Below are 18085 nucleotides of genomic sequence, written 5' to 3' on the forward strand. Positions count from 1 at the left end.
TTAGAGGTTGAAGTTTTCGCCCAGGTACACTTCCCGCACCTGGGGGTGGGCCAGAATCTGTTCCGGGGTGCCGGTGGTGAGAACCCGGCCCTGATTGATGATGTAGGCCCGCTGGCAGATCCCCAGGGTTTCGCGCACGTTGTGGTCGGTGATGAGTACGCCGATGCCGCGTTCGCTCAGATGGCGGACGATTTTTTGAATGTCGAGGATGGAAATGGGATCGACGCCGGCGAATGGTTCGTCCAGCAGCACGAAACGCGGTTCCAGCGCCAGGGCCCGGGCGATCTCCAGACGGCGGCGTTCGCCGCCGGAAAGGCTGGCGGCCTGCTGCGGGGCCAGAGGGCTCAGGCCGAATTCCTGCAGCAGCTCGGCGGCGATGAGTTCCCGCTGCCCCGGCGTCAGTTCGGGGCGCAGTTCCAGCACCCCCAGGAGGTTGTCCATCACGCTGAGACGGCGGAAGACCGAAGCCTCCTGGGGCAGATAGCCGATGCCGAGGTGGGCGCGGACGTGAATCGGCAGGGCGGTGATGTCCTGGCCATCGAGGCGGATCTTTCCGTCGCTGGGGGCGATCAGGCCGACGATCATGTAGAAGGTGGTGGTCTTGCCGGCGCCGTTGGGTCCCAGCAGGCCGACGATTTCCCCGCTTTTGAGGGTCAGCGACACGCCGTCCACCACAGTGCGACGACGGTAACGTTTGACCAGCCGTTCGGCTTCGAGCAGCGCCGCCATGTCAGTCCTTTTTCGGTTTGAGCAGGATCTTGACCCGCTTGGTGTCCGAGGTGGGTTCGCCGGCCCTGATCAGGCCCTTGATCTGGTCGTATTCGATGCGGTCGCTGGCGTATTTGTTGCCATCCTGCCAAACCACGGCATCGCCGATGAGGACGATCAGCTCCTTGTCCAGATAGTATTCGGCCTTTTTAGCGGTGCCGTGGATCTCCTCGTCGGGTTTGGGTTTCCGCCAGAAGCGGACCGGCTTGCCGTAGGCGATCACTTTCTGGACCTCACCGCCCGGGCTGTAGGCGACCAGTTTGTCGGCCTCGACCCGCAGGCTGCCCTGAATCAGGATCACCTTGCCGGTGTAGGTGCTGGTGTCGGTCTTTTCGTCGTAATGGGCGCTGTTGGCCTCGATGTAGACCGGCTTTTCCGAATCGTCCTCCAGCGCCGGCGCCAGGTTCGGCGCCAGCAGGGCAAGGCAGAGCAGCAGCCGCTTCATCGCAAATACTCCCCGATGGCCGCATCCAGGGTATGCTGTGCCGCCATGACGAGATCGCACACCTCTCGGGCCGCGCCCTGGCCGCCTGGCAGCTCGGTGACCCAATGAACGTGACGTTTGACCAGCGGGTGGGCGTCGGCCACGGCGATGGCCAGATGCACCCGGGTCAGCAGCGGCAGATCGAGCACGTCGTCGCCGACGCAGGCCATCGCTTCCGGGGCGATGCCGGTGGCCTGCTGCAGGGATTGCAGCGCCAAGCGCTTGTCCTCGTAGCCTTGATAGACGTGCTCTATCCCTAGACTCTCGCAGCGCAGCGCTACCGAGCGGGAGGTGCGGCCGGAGATCACCGCCGTCGCCACGCCGCTGCGGCGCAGCAGTTTGAGCCCGTGGCCGTCGCGGGCGTGAAAGCCCTTGTATTCCCGGCCTTCGTGGTCGAAGAACAACCGGCCGTCGGTGAGGACGCCATCGACGTCGAAGATCACCAGACGCACCCGGCTGGCCCGTTCCAGAATCTCGTCTCGCATCAGAACACTCCCGCGCGCAGCAGATCGTGCATGTTCAAGGCCCCCACCAGGCGGTTGTCGTCATCGACCACCAGCAGGGCGTTGATCTTACGGTCCTCCATCAGCTTGACCGCCTCGGCGGCGAGCATCCCCGGCGAGGCGGTGGCGCATCCTCGGGTCATGACCTCGCGAATGGGGGTGGTGTGGATGTCGCAGTCGCCTCGCTCGAACAGCCGCCGCAGGTCGCCGTCGGTGAAGATGCCCTGCACACGGCCGTCCCCGTCCACCACAGCGGTCATGCCCAGCTTCTTGGCGGTCATTTCCAGCAGCGCCTGATCGAGGGTGGCGGTTTCGGGCACCCTGGGGATGGCGTCGCCGGTGTGCATGATGTCATCGATCTTCAGCAGCAGCCGCCTTCCCAGGCTGCCGGCTGGATGGGAGCGGGCGAAATCCTCCCGGGTGAAACCGCGGGCTTCCAGCAAAGCGACCGCAAGGGCGTCGCCCATCGCCAGGGCCGCAGTGGTGCTGGCGGTCGGCGCCAAGCCCAGCGGACAGGCTTCCTGCGCGACGCTGACGTCGATGTGGACGGTGGCCTGGCGCGCCAGGGTGGAATCGGGGCGGCCGGTCATGGCGATCAGCGGTACCCCGAGGCGTTTGATCAGGGGAATGATGAAGACCAGCTCGTCGGTTTCGCCAGAGTTGGACAGTGCCAGGACCACGTCCTTGGGCGTGATCATTCCCAGGTCGCCGTGGCTGGCCTCGCCGGGATGGACGAAGAAGGCCGGGGTGCCGGTACTGGCCAGGGTGGCGGCGATCTTGCCGCAGATATGGCCGGATTTTCCCATGCCGGTCACCACCACCCGCCCTTCACAGCGCAGCATCAGCTGACAGGCGCGGGCGAAGTTGGCGTCGATGCGCGTCGCCAGGCGGGCGACCGCTTCCGCCTCCAGGCGGATGACTTCCAGTCCCAGTTGACACAGGCGCTGGCGTTCGTTTTCGGTCATGGATGCAGGCTTCGATAGAGCGTGAACTGGTAGGTGCAGAAACCGGCCAGCAGCACCAGGCCACCGAGGCGGCCGATCTGCGGGGAGCGGCGCCAGCCGTTGCCCAGGAGCAGCAGGGCGACGGTGAAGCCGAGCATCCAGGGGAAATCCCGCCGGATCACGACCGCTTCCAGACGGCCCGGGTGGATCAGGCCGGGCATGGCGAACACCGCCAACATGTTGAACATGTTGGAACCGACGATATTGCCGATGGCCAGATCGTCCTCTTGTTTGAGCACGCTGGCAAGGGATGCGGCCAGTTCCGGCAGGCTGGTTCCCAGGGCGACGATGGTCAGGCCGATGATCAAATCGCTGATGCCGAAGGTGTGAGCGATGCCGCTGGCCGACCACACCAGCAGCCTGGAGCTGAGCACCAGTCCGAACAGCCCGAAACCGAACCAGAACCAGGCCTGGCCGGTGGGAAGGGGGGGCGGGATTTCGTTTTCCACCTCCAGGGCCAGCGGGTCGGCGGCCGGTGCCTGGCGCGCAATCCATCCCAGCCAGCCCAGGAAGGCGATCAGGGCGGCCAGCAACAGCCCCCCTTCGAGACGGCTCAGTTCCTGGTCGTAGCTGAGGCCGAAGGCCGTCAGGCAGGCGGCGAGGAGCATGGGGATCTCCCGTTTCAAGGTGCGCGAATGCACCGCCACCGGCGCCAGCAGGGCGGTGCAGCCCAGAATCAGGCCGATGTTGGCGATGTTGGAGCCGATGGCGTTGCCCACCGCCAGGCCGGTGTTGCCGCGCCAGGCCGCCACCGAGGATACCAGGATCTCCGGCGCCGAGGTCCCGAAGCCGACGATGGTCAGGCCGATGATGAGAGATGGCACCCCCAGATTGCGGGCGATGCTCGCGGCTCCGATCACGAAACGGTCGGCGCAGTAAACCAGGGCGATGAGGCCGACGACAAGGGCGTCGGCATAGATCCACAAGTCGGTCGTCATAAGCCGGTCATTATAACCAGTTGCCTTTTCCTCCGTGGGAATTAAGATGACCGCACCATGACCGCAGGATTCCAGCCATGACCAATCCCCTGTTGGAAACTTACGAATTTCCGCCCTTTTCCCGCATCCGGCCCGAGCATGTGGAGCCGGCCATCACCCGCATTCTCCACGACAACCGCCAGCAGGTGGCGCGCCTGCTCCAGCACGGCGGTCCCTACACCTGGGACAATCTCATCCGTCCCCTGGAAGATCTGGACGACCGCCTCGACAAGGCGTGGTCGCCGGTGCGCCATCTCAACGCCGTGGTCAACAGCGAGGCGCTCCGGCAGGCCTACAACGCCTGTCTGCCGAAGCTGAGCGACTACGCCACCGACCTGGGCCAGAACGAAGCCCTTTACCAGGCCCACCAGGCCATCGCCGACAGTGAGGAATTCCAGCGCTTGGACCCGGCCCAGCGAAAGATCGTCCAGGACGCCCTGCGCGACTTTCGCCTGGCCGGCGTCGCTCTGTCTTCGGAGCGCAAGGCGCGCTTCAAGGCCATCGAGCAGCGCCTGTCGAAACTGGCGAGCCACTTCGAGGAGAACGTTCTCGACGCCACCAATGCTTGGACCAAACACATCACCGACGAAGCCCGTCTCCAGGGGCTGCCGGAAACCGCCAGAACGGTCGCCCGTCAGGCCGCCGCCGCTCGGGGGCTGGACGGCTGGCTCCTGACCTTGGAGTTTCCCTGCTACGCTGCGGTGATGACCTTCGCCGACGACCGCAACCTGCGCCGGGAGCTGTACGAGGCTTACGTCACCCGCGCCTCCGACCAGGGTCCCCACGCCGGCCGCTGGGACAATACCGAAGTGATGGAGGAGATCCTGCGTCTGCGTCATGAAAAAGCCCGGCTTTTGGGGTATGCCAACTTCGCCGAGCTGTCGCTGGCCACCAAGATGGCGGAAACCCCGCAACAGGTGCTGGATTTCCTCTGCGAGCTGGCGGCCCGCTCCAGACCTGTGGCCGAGCGCGATCTGGCCGAATTGCGCCGCTTCGCCCGCGATCATCACGGCATCGACGAAGTGCAGGCGTGGGACCTGATGTACTATTCGGAAAAGCTGCGCCAGCACAAGTTCCGGCTGTCCCAGGAGGAGGTCAAGCAATACTTCCCCGCCACCCGGGTGGTGCCCGGGCTGTTCCGGGTGGTCGAGCGCTTGTACGGACTGGACATCCGGGCGCTGGAAGGGATCGACGTCTGGCATCCGGACGTGCGCTGTTACGAAATCCGCGACGCCCGGGGCGAGGTCCGCGGCCGTTTTTATCTCGATCTCTACGCCCGCCCCAAGAAACGTGGCGGGGCCTGGATGGACGAGTGCGTCGCCCGCCGCCGGCTCCAGGGCCAGGTGCAGGTGCCCATCGCCTTCCTCACCTGCAACTTCACCCCGCCGGCCGGAAACGATCCCGCCCTCTTGACCCACGACGAAGTCCTGACCCTGTTCCACGAGTTCGGCCACGGCCTCCACCACCTGCTCACCCAGGTGGACTACAGTGGCGTTTCCGGCATCCGCGGGGTGGAATGGGACGCGGTGGAACTGCCGAGCCAGTTCATGGAGAACTTTTGCTGGCAGCGCGAAACCCTCGATCTGATTGCGGGCCACTACCGCAGCGGTGAGCCCCTGCCGGAGGCGCTGTTCCAGAAGATGCTCGCGGCCAAGAATTTCCAGGCCGGCATGATGATGGTGCGCCAGCTGGAGTTCGCTCTGTTCGATTTCCGCATCCACATGGAATACGATCCGGCCCGGGGCGGGCGCATCTACGAGATTCTGGAAGAAGTGCGCGATCAGGTGGCGGTGTTCAGGCCGCCGGCCTTCAACCGCTTCGCCCACAGTTTCTCTCACATCTTCGGCGGCGGTTACGCGGCCGGCTACTACAGTTACAAGTGGGCCGAAGTGCTGTCGGCGGATGCCTTCTCCCGCTTCGAGGAGGAGGGCATCTTCGACCCGGCCACCGGGCGGGCCTTCCTCCAGCACATCCTGGAAGTGGGCGGCAGCCGCCCGGCGCTGGAATCCTTCAAGGCCTTCCGCGGGCGCGAGCCGAAGATCGACGCGTTGCTGCGCCACAGCGGCATCAGCACCGAGGCGTGATTAAGCGTTACCCTGCTGCTGGCCGTCGCCTGTCAGCAGGGTTTTGACTTCCGCTTCAGGCACGTCGTACCAGTGGCGATAGGCTTCGGCCACGGCGTAGACCCAGCCGCTGCGGACGTTGGGACAGTAGATCCTGTCCACCAGTGGGGCGATGCGCCGCAATGCCTGCCGGTGGGCGGTGGGGACGGCGACGATGATTTTGCCGGCTCCCAGCTTCTTCAGTGCCCTGATGGCCACTTCCATGGTGTAGCCGCTGGCCAGGCCGTCGTCCACGAGAATGACGGTGCGGCCGCGCACCTCCGGCATTCCCGTTTCCCCCAGGAAGTTCCGGTAACGGCGGGCTACCTTGGCCTTGGCCCGGGCCAGACCTTCGGCGACTTCCGCCTCGCTTAGCCCCAGCCGTTCGACGGCCTCGGGGTTGATAAGCTCGGTGTCGTCGAAGGCGACGGCACCGAAGCCCACTTCGGTGTTCCACGAAGGCGTCGCTTTGCTGGTTACCAACAGCGACAGAGGCGCCTTCAGCTGCCGGGCGATGACCGCCGCTACCGGCACGCCGCCGGCAGGGATGGCGAGAACGATAGGTTTTTCCTCTGCCAGCTCGGCGAGCATCTCCGCCAGCACCTCGCCGGCTTCGGTGCGGTTCTCGAAGACGCCGACGGTGTCGCGCAGCTCCGGCTGGTCGATGACGTTGGCGGGCAGATCGGTCACGGCCGGTTCATTGCTTTCTTTGGGTGGTGGGTTGGGCCATGCGCCGCTCCGGCAGGTATTCCACCGTTGGCATGCGCTTGACCGGCTGTGGGTACAAGCTCATGAGCTGCAGGAACTCCTCCGGCATGTCGGTGTTGACCGGCAGCCCCATCCGTTTGGCCTCGTCGGCGGTGATAGGATAGTCGTGGGTCCAGGTGCCGGTGGAGAGAAGCTCGGCCAGTTCGCGGGCCTTGTTTTCCGGGAACTTGGGCCGGAGCAGTTCGTAGACCGCCTCGCGTACCTGACGGATGGCCTTTTCCGACTGGTCGGCAAGGATCAGGGTCTGATCGTCGACCTCGTTGACGTCCTTTTGCGATACCGCCTTGATGATGGAGGCGGCGGCGTACTGGCCCAGCTGGGGATCGACCGGGCCGAGGACGGCGTGCTCGCACAGGATGATTTCGTCGGCGGCCAGGGCGATCAGGGTGCCGCCGGACATGGCGTAATGAGGCACGATGACCCGCACCCGGCCTTTGTGGCGGGCGATGGCGCGGGCGATCTGGAGGGCGGCGAGCACCAGGCCGCCGGGGGTGTGGAGCACCAGATCGATAGGCACTTCCGGATCGGTCAGATGGATGGCGCGGATGACCTCCTCGGAATCGTTGACGTCGATGTAACGCACCACGGGGAAGCCGAGGAAGTTCATGGATTCCTGGCGGTGGATCATGAGGATCACCCGGCTGCCGCGCTTGGCCTCGATGCGTGAGAGTAGGCGGGCCCGACTGGCCTCCAGCATGCGCTGGTGAATGACCGGCTGCAGCGCCGACAGAATGAAGAACAGCCAGAACAGGGAAGCGAAATCCATCACGAGTCTCCTTTGAGTTTTTCTTTGGGTTCGTCCAGCGCCACGTCCCAGGCGTTCTCGAAGGCAAATTCATCCTTGTAGAAGTGTTGACGCCGGTTGGGATCGAGAAACGGCTTGCACAAAATCATGCCGGCGATGAAACCGCCGATGTGGGCCCACCAGGCCACCCCGCCCACCTGTTCCGGCCCCAACAGGGCGGCGACGCCGGAGAACAGCTGGGAAAAGAACCAGATCAGGATGAAGGTGGCCGCCGGCAAGGCGACGAAGAGCGGGTAGAAGAACAGCGGAATCAGGGTGATGATGTGCGCACGCGGATAGAGCAGGAGATAGGCGCCCATCACCCCGGCGATGGCGCCGGAGGCGCCCACGGTGGGCACGGTAGAATCCAGGTTGGTGGCCCAGTGGACAATGCCGGCGATGACGCCGCACAACAGATAGAAGATCAGGAACCGCCACGGACCCATGCGGTCTTCCACATTGTCGCCGAAGATCCACAGGGCCCACATGTTGCTGATGAGATGGAGCCAGCCGCCGTGGAGGAACAGGCAGGTCAGGAAGGGCCAGTAATTGTCCACCGGCAGGCCCAGAATCATGGCCCATTCGGGATGGGTGTAGCGGGCCGGGACGATGCCGAACCAGTAGAACATCGCCTGCAGCTGTTCCGGCGGCAGCGCCAGTTCGAACAGGAAGACCGCACAGTTGGCGCCGATCAACGCCCAGGTCATCAGCGGCGGTGAATGGCTGGGAATGGTGTCGCGTATCGGAAACATGGACGTGCCCCCTTATTTGTCGTTTGCCTGCCATTGTAAAGCAGACCGTCTTATTTCTTGGCCTATAATTTCGACCTTCGTGACATTCGAGCGGAGCATCATGTCCGACTATCGCCGCGCCCCTCTGACACCCCCTTCCCCGGCCAACGCCTGGCTGGCGGAGCACACCGAACGGCTGCGGTGCAGTTTCCATCACTGGACCGGGCGCGATCTGGTCGATCCGGCGCTGGATCCGGTAGCGGCGGCGCGCTGGCTGTACCAGGCCCCTTTCGCCCTGGTGTCCCACGATGACCAGGCCGATCCTTGCTTCAATTATGCCAATCTCACCGCCCAGCGTCTGTTCGAACGCCGCTGGGAGGAATTTGTCGGCCTGCCATCACGCCTTTCCGCCGAGGCGCCTCTGCGGGAGGAACGCCGGCGTTTGCTGGAGCAGGTGTCGCGCCACGGTTACATCGACGACTATCGCGGCGTCCGCATCAGCCGCAGCGGCCGCCGTTTCCTCATCGAGCAGGCGACGGTCTGGAACGTGCTCGACATCCAGGGGCGGCTCATCGGTCAGGCCGCCTGCTTTTCCCGTTGGCGCTGGCTCGGGATGCCATGACGGGTGGGGCTGGTTGATTTCGCCTAGGTTTGCACCTAAGCTGCGCAGTCATGAAAAAAACGATAACGGAATCCCGGAGGAGAGGCTTATGCAAGAAGGACTGGTCGATATCAAACTGGTTATCTTTCAATCGCTGGTGGTGCTGTCCCTGCTGTTGATCCTGGTTGGGGTGGTCCGGCCCCAGTGGTTTCTGGGCTGGATGAAAAATCCCAGGCCGGCCTATATGTTCGCCGCCGGTTCGCTGCTGTTTCTGGTCAGCTACTTCTTCTACAGTCTGCGCATCGGCAACCCTTGGCAGGTCGCCGCCATTCACGCGGTGGTGCTGTTCTCGGTGATTTTCCTGCTCTTCGGATTGATCAGTCCCCGCTGGGTCTTCGGCACCGACAGGCTGGACCGCCTGTGGGTGATGGCGATCGCGGCAGCGCTGTTCATGGGCTTCATGACCCTGCTGGGAATCTACTACGGCCCCAAGAACAAGCGCCAGATGCCGCCTCCCGACCGCAAACCGGCGGTTGTGGCGCCGCAAGCGAACGACTCCCCCGCAGCGCCCGCACCGGCCGACGAGGCGCCGGCGCCATGAAACGTGCGCTGATCCTCGCCCTGATGCTGGGGCTGTCCGCCTGTTCCCTCGATCCCCTGTTCATGCCGGGGCCGGCGGTGCAGCCGCAACCGGGTTACCCGGTCCCGCCGGCCCCTCCCGCGCCCCAGGCCCGCAAACCCGCCGCACCGCCGCCGGCTGCCGCCGCGCCTCCGCCGCCAGTTCACGCCGAAGCGCCCCCGCCGGCCGTGGTGGCGCTCGTGGAACAGGCCCGGCAGGACCGCCGCCGCGGGGATCTGGAACGGGCCGCCGGGCGTTTGGAACGGGCTTTGAGAATTCAGCCGGACGACGCCCGGCTGTGGTACGAGCTGGCCGTGGTGCGGCTGGAGCAGGGCCAGCCGCGTCTGGCCGAGGAACTGGCCAAGAAATCCCTGCAGCTGGCGCGGGGCGATATCGAATTGCAACAGCGCGACTGGCGCCTGATCGCCGAGGCCCGCCGCCGCAGCAGGGATGCCATCGGGGCGCGCGAGGCCGAGCGCCGCGCCGCCGGTTATTGATTGTCGAAGCAGGCGAACCATTGCCCCGCCCCGCCGGGGCCGGCGGGATCGTAATGCAAGGCGCGCAGGATCAGGTGGCCGGCCGGTCCCAGTTCCGGACCCGGCACCATGGTGCGGAACGCCTCCCCACCCATGAGCTGATGGGTGATGGTCTGATACAGACGCTGCAGGTGGCCACTGCGCACCACGGTGTCGAGCATGGCAGGACCGGCGATCAGATAGATGCTGTGAAAACCCAGTTCCCCCAGAATGGGGATCAGGCGGCGTCCTTCCACCAGGGTGTCACGGCCGGCGAAGATGACCGGATACCCCTCCTTGCGCCAGGCGGTCACCTTGTCGGGATCGGCCCCTTCCCCGGTGAAGATGAACACCTGCTGGCGGTGCGCCCGGACCGAGTCGGGAATGACGAAATCCAGGCTGGCGCTGGCGATAGCGATGGCCGGCTGCGGCGCCAATCCCTGCTGCCGGCGCCACGGGAGCAGATCCGCCCCGCTGGGATGGGCGCCGATCTGGAGGATGTTGCCCAGCCTCCCTTCCGCGAGGGCCCGCAGATAGCCGCCGTGGGTGATGAGGCAGTCGGCCTGGGCCTCCAGCTCCAGAAACAGGCGAAAATCAGCCGGGGTGGTCAGGGTTTTGGGCAGATAGGTTTGGCCTGTGTGCAGATCTTCCAGGGCGATGCGGCCGTCGAGGCTGGCGAGGAAATTGGCATAGACGAAGGGCTTTTGCGGCGATCCCAAAGCGAAGACCCGGTGCTGTAGATACAGCCCAGGCAGCGGGACTTCCGCAAAGGGTGCAGGATAGAGACGAAAAATTTGTTTTTGCATATCGGCCACGTAATAATTGGGGAAATCTGCCGTCTGCGGCGCGCTGCGACGGTTTCCGGTCAACAAGAACAAGAGTCCGTCCGATGGAAAAACCCTACATCCTTCACATGCTCACCACGGAGAAGAATCTCAGCCCCTTCGACGTCAACATGGCCCAGGATGCCGGCTGGCAGGTGACCATGCCGTACCTGCAGGTGGAAGAAGGCGAGGTTCAGGGCCTGATCCAGGATGCGATCTTCTCCCGTGGACCCAAAGGCGTCAAGCGCACCGCCGCCTTCATCGGCGGGCGCGATCCCGAGGCGGCGATGAAGATGCTCGGGATCGCCCGCACCTCGATGGTGCCGCCTTTCGAGATTTCGGTCCTGGCCGATCCCTCCGGCGCTTTCACCACCGCCGCCGCCATGGTTGCCGCCGCCGAGCGTGAACTTAAGGACAAGTTCGACACCACCCTGAGCGGCCGCAAGGTGTTGATTCTCGCCGGCACCGGTCCCGTGGGCCAGATCGCCGCGGTCCTGTGCGCCAAGGCCGGCTGCGACGTGAGCATTCTCGGCCGCCAGCAGGAAAAGTCCGAGCGCATCGCGAAACTGTGCAACGAGTTCTTCGGTCAGAGCCAGACCCGCATCAAGGGGCTGGGCAACGACAAACTGCCGGAGCTGCTGCCGGAGGCCGAGGTCATCTTCGCCACCGGAGCGGCCGGCATTCAGCTGCTGACCGCCGAGCAGGTCGCGGCCGCCACGAAGCTGATGGTCGCCGCCGACGTCAATGCGGTGCCGCCGCCGGGAATCGCCGGCATCGATCCGCAGGCCGACGGCGCGCCGATCGAGGATTCCCCTTCGGGGGCGGTAGGCATCGGGGCGCTTGCCATCGGCAACGTCAAATACCAGACCCACGCCCGTCTGCTCGGGCAGATGCGTGAAACCGAAAAGCCGGTCTATCTCGCCTTCGACGAGGCCTTCGCCACGGCCCGGGAAATCGTGCAAGCCGAACGAGGATAATTCCGATGACCACGCGCACCGTACTCCACATGCTCAGCCCCCGGCCCCAGGTGAGCCCGTTCGACATCAACATGGCGGTCGATGCCGGTTTCGACATGATCTTCCCCCACGCCAGCGTCGAACCGGACCAGGTTTACGGGCTGACCCAGGACATCATCTTTTCCCGCGGACCTTCCGGGGTGAAACGGACCGCCATCTTCATCGGCGGCCGCGACATCGGCCTCGCCCTCGACATGATGGAAACCGCCAAAAAGGCGATGGTGCCGCCCTTCGAGGTCTCCGTCCTGGCCGATCCGTCCGGGGCTTTCACCACCGCCACGGCGCTGGTGGCGGCGGTGGAAAAGCAGCTCAAGGAAAAGCACGGGCTGGAAATGCAAGGCTGCCGCGCCATCGTCTTCGGCGGCACCGGGCCGGTGGGGATTTCCACCGGCGTCATCGCCGCCCTGGCGGGGGCCGACGTCACCATCGTCGATCACCTGAGCCTGGATACGGCGATGCAGATCGCCTCGGAATACAGCCGCCGCTGCGGCTGCAACATCAAGGGCACCTTCGCCAGCTCCGGGGCCAGCAAAGCCTGGCTGGTGGCGCGGGCGGACATCATCTTCAACACCACCAAGGCCGGAATCCAGGTTCTCGACGAGGAGATCCTCGAAGACGCCCGCCGCCTCAAGGTGGTCGGCGACGTCAACGCGGTGCCGCCGGCAGGGATCGCCGGCGTCAAACCCCGCGACATGGGGACGCCGCTGAGCACCGCCCCCAACAGTCCCGGCGCGGTGGCGGTGGGGCCGCTGGCGGTCGGCAACCTCAAGTACAAGATTCAGAACGCCATGCTGCGCGACCTGCTGCAGACCGAGAAACCGGTCTACTTCGACTTTCACGAGGCATTCAACCGCGCCCGCAAGTGGGTGTGAACCCGCTACACCAGCAGTACCGGGCAGCGCGCCACCTGCGGTAACCGCGCGGCCCGGGGTTGACTGCGGGGGCAGACGACGGCGCTGCATTCCCGGCCGGCGAGGAAGTCGGCCAGCTGTTCGGGAGGAACCGGCACCACCGCTTCCGGCAGTTCGGGATGCTGCTGGAGCGGGGCGACGACCCTCAGCGGACAGCCTTCGGCGGCGGCCAGTTCCCGGGCCAGCCGCAAAGCCCGTTTCCCCGCCTCGCTGCCGTCGTACCAGACCCAGACCGGCGGCTGGGTCTGGGCGGTGGATGATGCCGGGGTGGCGAGCACCAGCAGGTCGCTGTCCCGGCTCCAGGCCAGGGCGGTCTCCGGATAGCGGCCGGTTTCGATCCGCAGCCGTCCCGGCTGGGCGTGGCGGGACAGCCAGCGTTCGATTTCCCGACGGCGCTGTTGCCACCAGTGCCGCAGCCTTTGGGCGTCGAAAGGTTGCAGGTTGGCCGACAGGCGGTCGATTTCCCGCACCCAGGGCAATTCGGCGGCCCGCTGCAGGTCCACGCTTTCGATGAGGAGCACCGTCAGCTCGCGGCGCTGGATCAGCGCCAGGCGGGCGCCGATCTCCAAAGCCCGGTACTGACGGCAGCTCAGGTCGATGGCGACGATGATCCGGCTCATGCCTCTTTGCCCCCGCGATTGTCCTGATCCTTGCTCTTGGCGAAGCGGCGCCGCAGTTCGGCGAATTCCTGGAGCTGCCGCTCCACCCGGCCGTTGACCGTCTCGGGTGGGAAGCGGCCGTCGGGACCGCGTTCCCCGGCGGGTACGCCGAGCAGCAGCTCCAGGGCCTGATCCACGGTGGCGACGGCGTGGATGCGGAATTTGCCGTCACGGGCCGCTGTCACCACGTCCTGGCGCAGCATCAGGTTCTGGACGTTGGCCTGGGGGATGACGACCCCCTGGGTGCCGGTCAGCCCCTTGCGACGGCAGACGTCGAAAAAGCCTTCGATCTTCTCGTTGACTCCGCCGATGGGCTGGACCTTGCCATGCTGGCTGACCGAGCCGGTCACCGCCAGATCCTGGCGCAGCGGCAGATCGGCCAACACCGACAACAGCGCGCACAGTTCTGCCAGCGAGGCGCTGTCGCCCTCCACCGGTCCGTAGGACTGTTCGAACACCAGGCTGGCGGCCACGGACAGGGGTTGGATCCGGGCGTAGCGGGCGGCCATGAAGTTGGCCAGGATCATCACCCCTTTGGAATGGATCGCGCCACCCAGCTCGGTTTCGCGCTCGATGTCGATGACTTTGCCGTCGCCGAGACGGGCGGTGGCGGTGATCCGCGACGGGCGGCCGAAGCTGAAGTCCCCGAGAGAAATCACCGACAGGCCGTTGATCTGGCCCACCTGGCTGCCTTCGGTGTCGATCAGCAGCACGTCGCGCTCGATCAGTTCCTGGATGCGCTCGCGCAAGCGGCTGTTGCGGTCGATGCGGGCGTCGATGGCCGCCTCCACGTCGGCTTGGGTGATGTGCCCGCGGCCGGCCTGGCGGGCGCGGAAGTCGGCTTCCTTGAGCAGATCGGTGACGCCGCGCAGATGGACGCTGACCTTGTGGGCGTCTCCCACCTCGCGCGCTCCCTGCTCCACCATGCGGATGACCGCGTCGCGCGCCAGCGGCAGCAGTTTCTCCTTGCGTGCCAGGGTGGCGAGCACGCGGGCATAGAGCCGGTGGGTTTCCGGGCTGCGGGGCAGATCCTCCTCGAAATCGGCGGCGACCTTGAACAGGTCGCGGAATTCGGGGTCAAGGGCGTCGAGCAGGTAGTAGAGCAGGTGGTCGCCGAGCAGGATCACCCGCACGTTGAGCGGGATCGGCTCCGGCTCCAGAGGCACGGTGCTGATCAGGCTCAGGGTGCGTTCCAGCGATTCGATCCGGATCTCGCCGGCCTGAAGGGTGCGTTTGAGGGTGTCCCAGGCGTGGGGCTGAAGCAAGACCTTGCGGGCGTCGAGGATGAGGAAGCCGCCGTTGGCCCGGTGCAGGGCGCCGGGTTTGATCATGGAGAAGTCGGTCACCAGAGTGCCCATAAAGGCGCGGTAGTCGATACGGCCGATCAGGTTGGTATGGTTGGGGAGCGCTTCGTGGACCACTGGAGCGCCGCGGGTTTCGCTGTGATCCACCAGCAGGTGGACCCGGTAGTGCTTGAGGCGTTCCTCGGCCCGGTTGATAAGAAAGGGTAGCGGGATGGGCGGGGCCGGCTGGGGCAGGAAGTCCTCCAGATGATCGACGATGTCCTGCTGGATCGCCTCCAGGTGGGTCAGCACGCCCTCGAACTCCCGGTACTTCTCCCGCAGGTCCTCGATCAGATGGCCGACGGCGTTCTGGGTGACCTGGCGGTTGAGCTGGCGCAGCTTCTCACGCATTTCCTTGCGCCAGGCGGGGAACTGGCGCACTACCTTTTGCAGTTCCTGCTGCAGTTCGGCGACCGTGGATTCGATCTGCTTCTGTACCTCCGGTGGCAGCTGATTGAAGACTTGCGGCGGCATCACCTGGCCTTCATGGGTCAGGGGGGCGAAGGCGAATCCGGTGGGGGTTTCCAGCAGGGCGATGCCCTTCTCCCGGGCCTTCTGACGCAGTTCCTCGATGGCCTTGGCTTCGCGCTCGCGGGCGGACTGCTCCAATTCCTCCACCCGGGCGCGGTATTCCTCACCCTCGAAGGCGGCCGGAATGGCGGTGCGCAGCTCGTCGATCAGTTCCTGGATGTCCTGCTGCAACCGGCGGCCGTGCCCGGCGGGCAATCGCAGCCGTTTGGGTTTGAACGGGTCCTTGAAGTTGTGCAGGTAGCACCAGTCCGGAGGCGCCGGCCGCCGGGCGGCCCGCTGGTTCACCACGTCCGTGACCGCGGTCTGCTTGCCGACGCCGGTGGGACCGAGAACGAAGACGTTGAAGCCGGGATCGGCCATGTCCACGCCGAAATCCAGCGCCTCCATGGCGCGGTGCTGATCGAACACCAGGGGAACGTCGGGCAGTTCCTCGGTGGTGGAGAAGGGGAAGTCGGCCGGGTCGCAGGCACGGTAAAGCTGATCGGGTGAAAGCGGTTCGTGCGGATCCATGGGCGCTCCTCCGTAATGTTTTCCCTGGCATTGTAGGTTTGCGCCGCCGGTCGGGCAAACGCTATGCTGAGGTTCGGGCATTTTCCGGGAGACGCCATGGAAGACTATCTGATCCTGTTCCGCAATCTGCTGATCGCCCTGGCGCTGGGGTTTCTCATCGGCCTGGAGCGGGGCTGGTCCAAGCGCGAACTGGAGCCGGGGCGGCGCATCGCCGGCATCCGCACCTTCGGTCTCATCGCCCTGCTCGGCGCCCTGACGATGCTGCTGGCGCACGAGTCCAGCCTGTGGGTGATCACCCTGGCTTTTGCCGGTCTGGGGGTGCTGATCGCCGCGGTCACCCACGTGGAGGCCCAGAAGACCGGGGAATATGGGATCACCACCGAGGTGGCGGTCTTCATCGCTTTCGTCCTGGGGGCGCTGACGATGACGCCGCACATCAAACTGGCCGCCGCCGCTGCGGTCATCGCCACCATCGTTCTCGGCACCAAGCCGGTGCTGCATGCCTGGATCCGGCGGCTGTCGCCGGAGGAGCTGCAGGCGGTCCTCAAGCTGCTGCTGATCTCGGTGGTGCTGCTGCCGATTCTGCCGAACCGGACCTTCGATCCCTGGAACGCCCTCAACCCCTACGAGATCTGGTGGATGGTGGTGCTGATCTCGGCGATCTCCTTTCTGGGCTATTTCGCCATCAAGATCGCCGGTCCCGGCCGGGGCGTCCTGCTGACCGGCCTGCTGGGCGGGCTGGTTTCCTCCACCGCCGTGACCTTGAACCTGTCGCGACTGGCCCGCCTGCAGCCGGGAAGCGAGCGCTTGCTGGCGGGCGGCATCGTCATCGCCTCCACCACCATGTTCGTGCGCATCCTGGTCATCACCCTGCTGCTGCGGCCCCCGTTGACGCAGCTTCTGGCCGCGCCGCTGCTGGCCATGGCCGTGGCCGGTTATCTGGCATCCTGGCAATTGGTGCACCGGCGGGCAGGGCAGGCAGGGGTCTCCGGTGCCCAGATCGGGCTGCACAATCCCTTCGAGCTGGACACCGCCTTGGGATTCGGCCTCTTTCTCGCCTTCATCCTGTGGTTGACCCAGGTGCTGCGCCAGTGGATCGGTGCGGCCGGGGTCTATCTGACAGCGGCGCTGTCGGGGTTGACCGACGTGGACGCCATCACCCTGTCGCTGACACGGCTGGCGGAGGATCCGGCGCTGCTGGCGGTGGCGGTGCGGGGGATCCTGCTGGCGGCGGTGGTCAACACCCTGGTGAAAGGCGGCATGGCGGCGGTCATCGGCGGCTGGCGGCTCGGAACGGCCGTCGGCGGCGTGTTCCTGGGGCAGATCGCCGTCGGCATCGGGATATTGCTGTGGCAGGAATGGGCTTACAATTGACCGCAGGCCATTTTTTGAGGAGATGCGCCATGAGCTTGCCCAAACGCGACAATGTCCGCCATACCTACGGGGAATACCGCCGCTGGCGGGACGATGTCCGCTACGAGCTGATCGACGGCGTGGCCTACGCCATGGCCCCGGCGCCTTCCCGGATTCATCAGGAAGTGCTCGGCGAGCTGTTCCGCCAGGTGGCCAACGCCCTGGTGGGCCATCCCTGCCGGGCGTTCATCGCCCCCTTCGACGTGCGTCTGCCGAAGGGGAACGAGGCCGACGACGAGATCGACACCGTGGTGCAGCCGGATCTGTCGGTGGTCTGCGATCCCGGCAAGCTGGACGCGCGCGGCTGCCGCGGGGCGCCGGACTGGATCGTGGAGGTGCTGTCACCGGCCACCGCCGGCCACGATCACATCCTAAAACGCGTCGTTTACGAACGCGCCGGGGTGCGGGAATACTGGCTGGTGCATCCGGTGGACCGGATCGTGACCATCTACCGCCTGGAAGACGGGCGCTATGGCGTTCCCGAGGTGCGCGAGCTGCAGGGCCGGCAGCAGGTCGCAGCGGTCGAGGGGGTGGAAATCGACTGGGAATCGTTTGCGGCGTTTTCGGGCGATTGAAACCCTGAATGGATCACCAACAGTCAGCGACCGTGACACCACTGGCGGCATCCTGAATGCCCTTCTGACCAATGTGGTCGAAAGTGAGCTTGCCGCATTTGTCGTTGGCCTGGTCGTTCTGGGGGGCGGCCTGCAGGGTGAAAGCGGTGGCGGTAAGGGTAGTGGCAGAGAGGGTGTAATAGCCCTCGTCAGTGCCGGTGTAGGCAGTGGCGAGCTTGGTATTGTCACTGTCGTCCACCGCCGGGCAACTGGTGTCGTTGTAGGCGTTGTACTCGGTGTAACAGCGCTCCAACACCTGGGCGGTTTTCAGCAGCGCTGCGATCGCGTCGGATCTTCGGCTCTTGCGCACCTGCTCAAGATAGCTGGGGTAGGCGATCGCCGCCAGGATGGCGGCAATCGCGACGGCGATCATCAGTTCGATGAGGGTGAAGCCTTTGGTTTTCATGG

Annotated in this window: 20 protein-coding genes; 8 read left to right on the plus strand and 12 right to left on the minus strand. The window is 65.4% G+C overall.

The window, feature by feature from the left end; genetic code table 11:
* From lptB to MIN45_RS04640, 5 genes are read right to left on the minus strand one after another with little or no spacing between them, the layout of a single operon-like run.
* Complete coding sequence (gene lptB / locus MIN45_RS04620; RefSeq protein ID WP_286293664.1) at positions 1-729, minus strand: LPS export ABC transporter ATP-binding protein; 729 nt, start codon at positions 727-729, stop codon at positions 1-3.
* 1 nt (position 730) lies between these two features.
* Positions 731-1213 carry a lipopolysaccharide transport periplasmic protein LptA gene (lptA, locus tag MIN45_RS04625; protein ID WP_286293667.1) on the minus strand — a complete coding sequence of 161 codons (483 nt, stop codon included), beginning with the start codon at positions 1211-1213 and terminating at the stop codon, positions 731-733.
* Positions 1210-1737: a KdsC family phosphatase gene (locus MIN45_RS04630; protein ID WP_286293669.1), complete on the minus strand. Its 528-nt coding sequence runs from the start codon at positions 1735-1737 to the stop codon at positions 1210-1212. The genes lptA and MIN45_RS04630 overlap by 4 nt, the downstream gene beginning before the upstream one ends.
* The gene (locus MIN45_RS04635; protein WP_286293671.1) at positions 1737-2720 is read right to left on the minus strand and encodes a KpsF/GutQ family sugar-phosphate isomerase; all 984 of its coding nucleotides are present in this window, start codon (positions 2718-2720) and stop codon (positions 1737-1739) included. Before MIN45_RS04635 ends, MIN45_RS04630 begins: the two co-directional genes overlap by 1 nt.
* The gene (locus tag MIN45_RS04640; protein WP_286293672.1) at positions 2717-3697 is read right to left on the minus strand and encodes a calcium/sodium antiporter; all 981 of its coding nucleotides are present in this window, start codon (positions 3695-3697) and stop codon (positions 2717-2719) included. The genes MIN45_RS04635 and MIN45_RS04640 overlap by 4 nt, the downstream gene beginning before the upstream one ends.
* Before the next feature lie 77 nt (positions 3698-3774).
* Here MIN45_RS04640 and prlC point away from each other — a divergent pair, with 77 nt between their 5' ends.
* A complete protein-coding gene (prlC, locus tag MIN45_RS04645; protein ID WP_286293674.1) occupies positions 3775-5820 on the plus strand; it encodes an oligopeptidase A in 2046 nt (681 codons plus the stop codon).
* Here the strand turns inward: prlC and MIN45_RS04650 are convergent, their stop codons facing one another.
* The 3 genes from MIN45_RS04650 to MIN45_RS04660 are packed head-to-tail and all read right to left on the minus strand — an operon-like array spanning position 5821 to position 8142.
* Positions 5821-6528 (minus strand): phosphoribosyltransferase, encoded by a 708-nt coding sequence (locus MIN45_RS04650; protein WP_286293676.1) that lies wholly within the window; start codon positions 6526-6528, stop codon positions 5821-5823. It lies immediately after the preceding gene.
* Between the two features lie 7 nt (positions 6529-6535).
* Entirely contained in the window at positions 6536-7372 is an 837-nt protein-coding gene (locus MIN45_RS04655) for an SDH family Clp fold serine proteinase (RefSeq protein WP_286293677.1), read from the minus strand.
* Positions 7372-8142, minus strand: a complete 771-nt coding sequence (locus tag MIN45_RS04660) for a rhomboid family intramembrane serine protease (RefSeq protein ID WP_286293679.1) — start codon at positions 8140-8142, stop codon at positions 7372-7374. Before MIN45_RS04660 ends, MIN45_RS04655 begins: the two co-directional genes overlap by 1 nt.
* Before the next feature lie 100 nt (positions 8143-8242).
* Between MIN45_RS04660 and MIN45_RS04665 the strand changes: the two genes are divergently transcribed.
* The 3 genes from MIN45_RS04665 to MIN45_RS04675 all read left to right on the plus strand — a co-directional run bounded on the left by MIN45_RS04665 (position 8243) and on the right by MIN45_RS04675 (position 9838).
* The gene (locus MIN45_RS04665; RefSeq protein ID WP_286293680.1) at positions 8243-8743 is read left to right on the plus strand and encodes an MEKHLA domain-containing protein; all 501 of its coding nucleotides are present in this window, start codon (positions 8243-8245) and stop codon (positions 8741-8743) included.
* 88 nt (positions 8744-8831) lie between these two features.
* Positions 8832-9323 carry a hypothetical protein gene (locus MIN45_RS04670; RefSeq protein WP_286293681.1) on the plus strand — a complete coding sequence of 164 codons (492 nt, stop codon included), beginning with the start codon at positions 8832-8834 and terminating at the stop codon, positions 9321-9323.
* Positions 9320-9838, plus strand: coding sequence for a tetratricopeptide repeat protein (locus tag MIN45_RS04675; RefSeq protein ID WP_286293684.1), 519 nt, complete (start codon positions 9320-9322; stop codon positions 9836-9838). The genes MIN45_RS04670 and MIN45_RS04675 overlap by 4 nt, the downstream gene beginning before the upstream one ends.
* On the opposite strand, the gene MIN45_RS04680 is transcribed toward MIN45_RS04675, so the two are convergent.
* A complete protein-coding gene (locus MIN45_RS04680) occupies positions 9832-10662 on the minus strand; it encodes a RibD family protein (RefSeq protein ID WP_286293686.1) in 831 nt (276 codons plus the stop codon). The two genes, MIN45_RS04675 and MIN45_RS04680, sit on opposite strands and share 7 nt — an antisense overlap.
* A gap of 83 nt (positions 10663-10745) precedes the next feature.
* Between MIN45_RS04680 and MIN45_RS04685 the strand changes: the two genes are divergently transcribed.
* Together MIN45_RS04685 and MIN45_RS04690 are read left to right on the plus strand one after the other, a co-directional pair.
* Complete coding sequence (locus MIN45_RS04685) at positions 10746-11657, plus strand: NAD(P)-dependent methylenetetrahydromethanopterin dehydrogenase (protein WP_286293688.1); 912 nt, start codon at positions 10746-10748, stop codon at positions 11655-11657.
* A gap of 5 nt (positions 11658-11662) precedes the next feature.
* Entirely contained in the window at positions 11663-12568 is a 906-nt protein-coding gene (locus tag MIN45_RS04690) for an NAD(P)-dependent methylenetetrahydromethanopterin dehydrogenase (protein WP_286293689.1), read from the plus strand.
* Between the two features lie 5 nt (positions 12569-12573).
* Here MIN45_RS04690 and MIN45_RS04695 read toward each other — a convergent pair whose 3' ends face one another.
* Entirely contained in the window at positions 12574-13227 is a 654-nt protein-coding gene (locus MIN45_RS04695; RefSeq protein WP_286293691.1) for a hypothetical protein, read from the minus strand.
* Positions 13224-15650, minus strand: a complete 2427-nt coding sequence (locus MIN45_RS04700) for a Lon protease family protein (protein WP_286293693.1) — start codon at positions 15648-15650, stop codon at positions 13224-13226. Before MIN45_RS04700 ends, MIN45_RS04695 begins: the two co-directional genes overlap by 4 nt.
* 96 nt (positions 15651-15746) lie before the next feature.
* Between MIN45_RS04700 and MIN45_RS04705 the strand changes: the two genes are divergently transcribed.
* Both MIN45_RS04705 and MIN45_RS04710 read left to right on the plus strand, forming a co-directional pair.
* Entirely contained in the window at positions 15747-17024 is a 1278-nt protein-coding gene (locus MIN45_RS04705; RefSeq protein WP_286293694.1) for an MgtC/SapB family protein, read from the plus strand.
* 29 nt (positions 17025-17053) lie between these two features.
* A complete protein-coding gene (locus MIN45_RS04710; RefSeq protein WP_286293695.1) occupies positions 17054-17638 on the plus strand; it encodes a Uma2 family endonuclease in 585 nt (194 codons plus the stop codon).
* Positions 17639-17651: 13 nt separating this feature from the next.
* Here the strand turns inward: MIN45_RS04710 and MIN45_RS04715 are convergent, their stop codons facing one another.
* Positions 17652-18083 carry a type IV pilin protein gene (locus MIN45_RS04715; RefSeq protein ID WP_286293697.1) on the minus strand — a complete coding sequence of 144 codons (432 nt, stop codon included), beginning with the start codon at positions 18081-18083 and terminating at the stop codon, positions 17652-17654.
* Between the last annotated feature and the right edge of the window lie 2 nt (positions 18084-18085).

Origin of the sequence: Methylomarinovum tepidoasis (assembly GCF_030294985.1) — a bacterium.
GTDB lineage: Bacteria > Pseudomonadota > Gammaproteobacteria > Methylococcales > Methylothermaceae > Methylohalobius > Methylohalobius tepidoasis.

Excerpts from the sequence above, each read along its gene's own strand:
- lptB (WP_286293664.1), bottom strand. The coding sequence starts at position 729 with ATGGCGGCGCTGCTCGAAGCCGAACGGCTGGTCAAACGTTACCGTCGT.
- lptA (WP_286293667.1), bottom strand. The coding sequence starts at position 1,213 with ATGAAGCGGCTGCTGCTCTGCCTTGCCCTGCTGGCGCCGAACCTGGCG.
- MIN45_RS04630 (WP_286293669.1), bottom strand. The coding sequence starts at position 1,737 with ATGCGAGACGAGATTCTGGAACGGGCCAGCCGGGTGCGTCTGGTGATC.
- MIN45_RS04635 (WP_286293671.1), bottom strand. The coding sequence starts at position 2,720 with ATGACCGAAAACGAACGCCAGCGCCTGTGTCAACTGGGACTGGAAGTC.
- MIN45_RS04640 (WP_286293672.1), bottom strand. The coding sequence starts at position 3,697 with ATGACGACCGACTTGTGGATCTATGCCGACGCCCTTGTCGTCGGCCTC.
- prlC (WP_286293674.1), top strand. The coding sequence starts at position 3,775 with ATGACCAATCCCCTGTTGGAAACTTACGAATTTCCGCCCTTTTCCCGC.
- MIN45_RS04655 (WP_286293677.1), bottom strand. The coding sequence starts at position 7,372 with ATGGATTTCGCTTCCCTGTTCTGGCTGTTCTTCATTCTGTCGGCGCTG.
- MIN45_RS04660 (WP_286293679.1), bottom strand. The coding sequence starts at position 8,142 with ATGTTTCCGATACGCGACACCATTCCCAGCCATTCACCGCCGCTGATG.
- MIN45_RS04665 (WP_286293680.1), top strand. The coding sequence starts at position 8,243 with ATGTCCGACTATCGCCGCGCCCCTCTGACACCCCCTTCCCCGGCCAAC.
- MIN45_RS04670 (WP_286293681.1), top strand. The coding sequence starts at position 8,832 with ATGCAAGAAGGACTGGTCGATATCAAACTGGTTATCTTTCAATCGCTG.
- MIN45_RS04675 (WP_286293684.1), top strand. The coding sequence starts at position 9,320 with ATGAAACGTGCGCTGATCCTCGCCCTGATGCTGGGGCTGTCCGCCTGT.
- MIN45_RS04680 (WP_286293686.1), bottom strand. The coding sequence starts at position 10,662 with ATGCAAAAACAAATTTTTCGTCTCTATCCTGCACCCTTTGCGGAAGTC.
- MIN45_RS04685 (WP_286293688.1), top strand. The coding sequence starts at position 10,746 with ATGGAAAAACCCTACATCCTTCACATGCTCACCACGGAGAAGAATCTC.
- MIN45_RS04690 (WP_286293689.1), top strand. The coding sequence starts at position 11,663 with ATGACCACGCGCACCGTACTCCACATGCTCAGCCCCCGGCCCCAGGTG.
- MIN45_RS04695 (WP_286293691.1), bottom strand. The coding sequence starts at position 13,227 with ATGAGCCGGATCATCGTCGCCATCGACCTGAGCTGCCGTCAGTACCGG.
- MIN45_RS04700 (WP_286293693.1), bottom strand. The coding sequence starts at position 15,650 with ATGGATCCGCACGAACCGCTTTCACCCGATCAGCTTTACCGTGCCTGC.
- MIN45_RS04705 (WP_286293694.1), top strand. The coding sequence starts at position 15,747 with ATGGAAGACTATCTGATCCTGTTCCGCAATCTGCTGATCGCCCTGGCG.
- MIN45_RS04710 (WP_286293695.1), top strand. The coding sequence starts at position 17,054 with ATGAGCTTGCCCAAACGCGACAATGTCCGCCATACCTACGGGGAATAC.
- MIN45_RS04715 (WP_286293697.1), bottom strand. The coding sequence starts at position 18,083 with ATGAAAACCAAAGGCTTCACCCTCATCGAACTGATGATCGCCGTCGCG.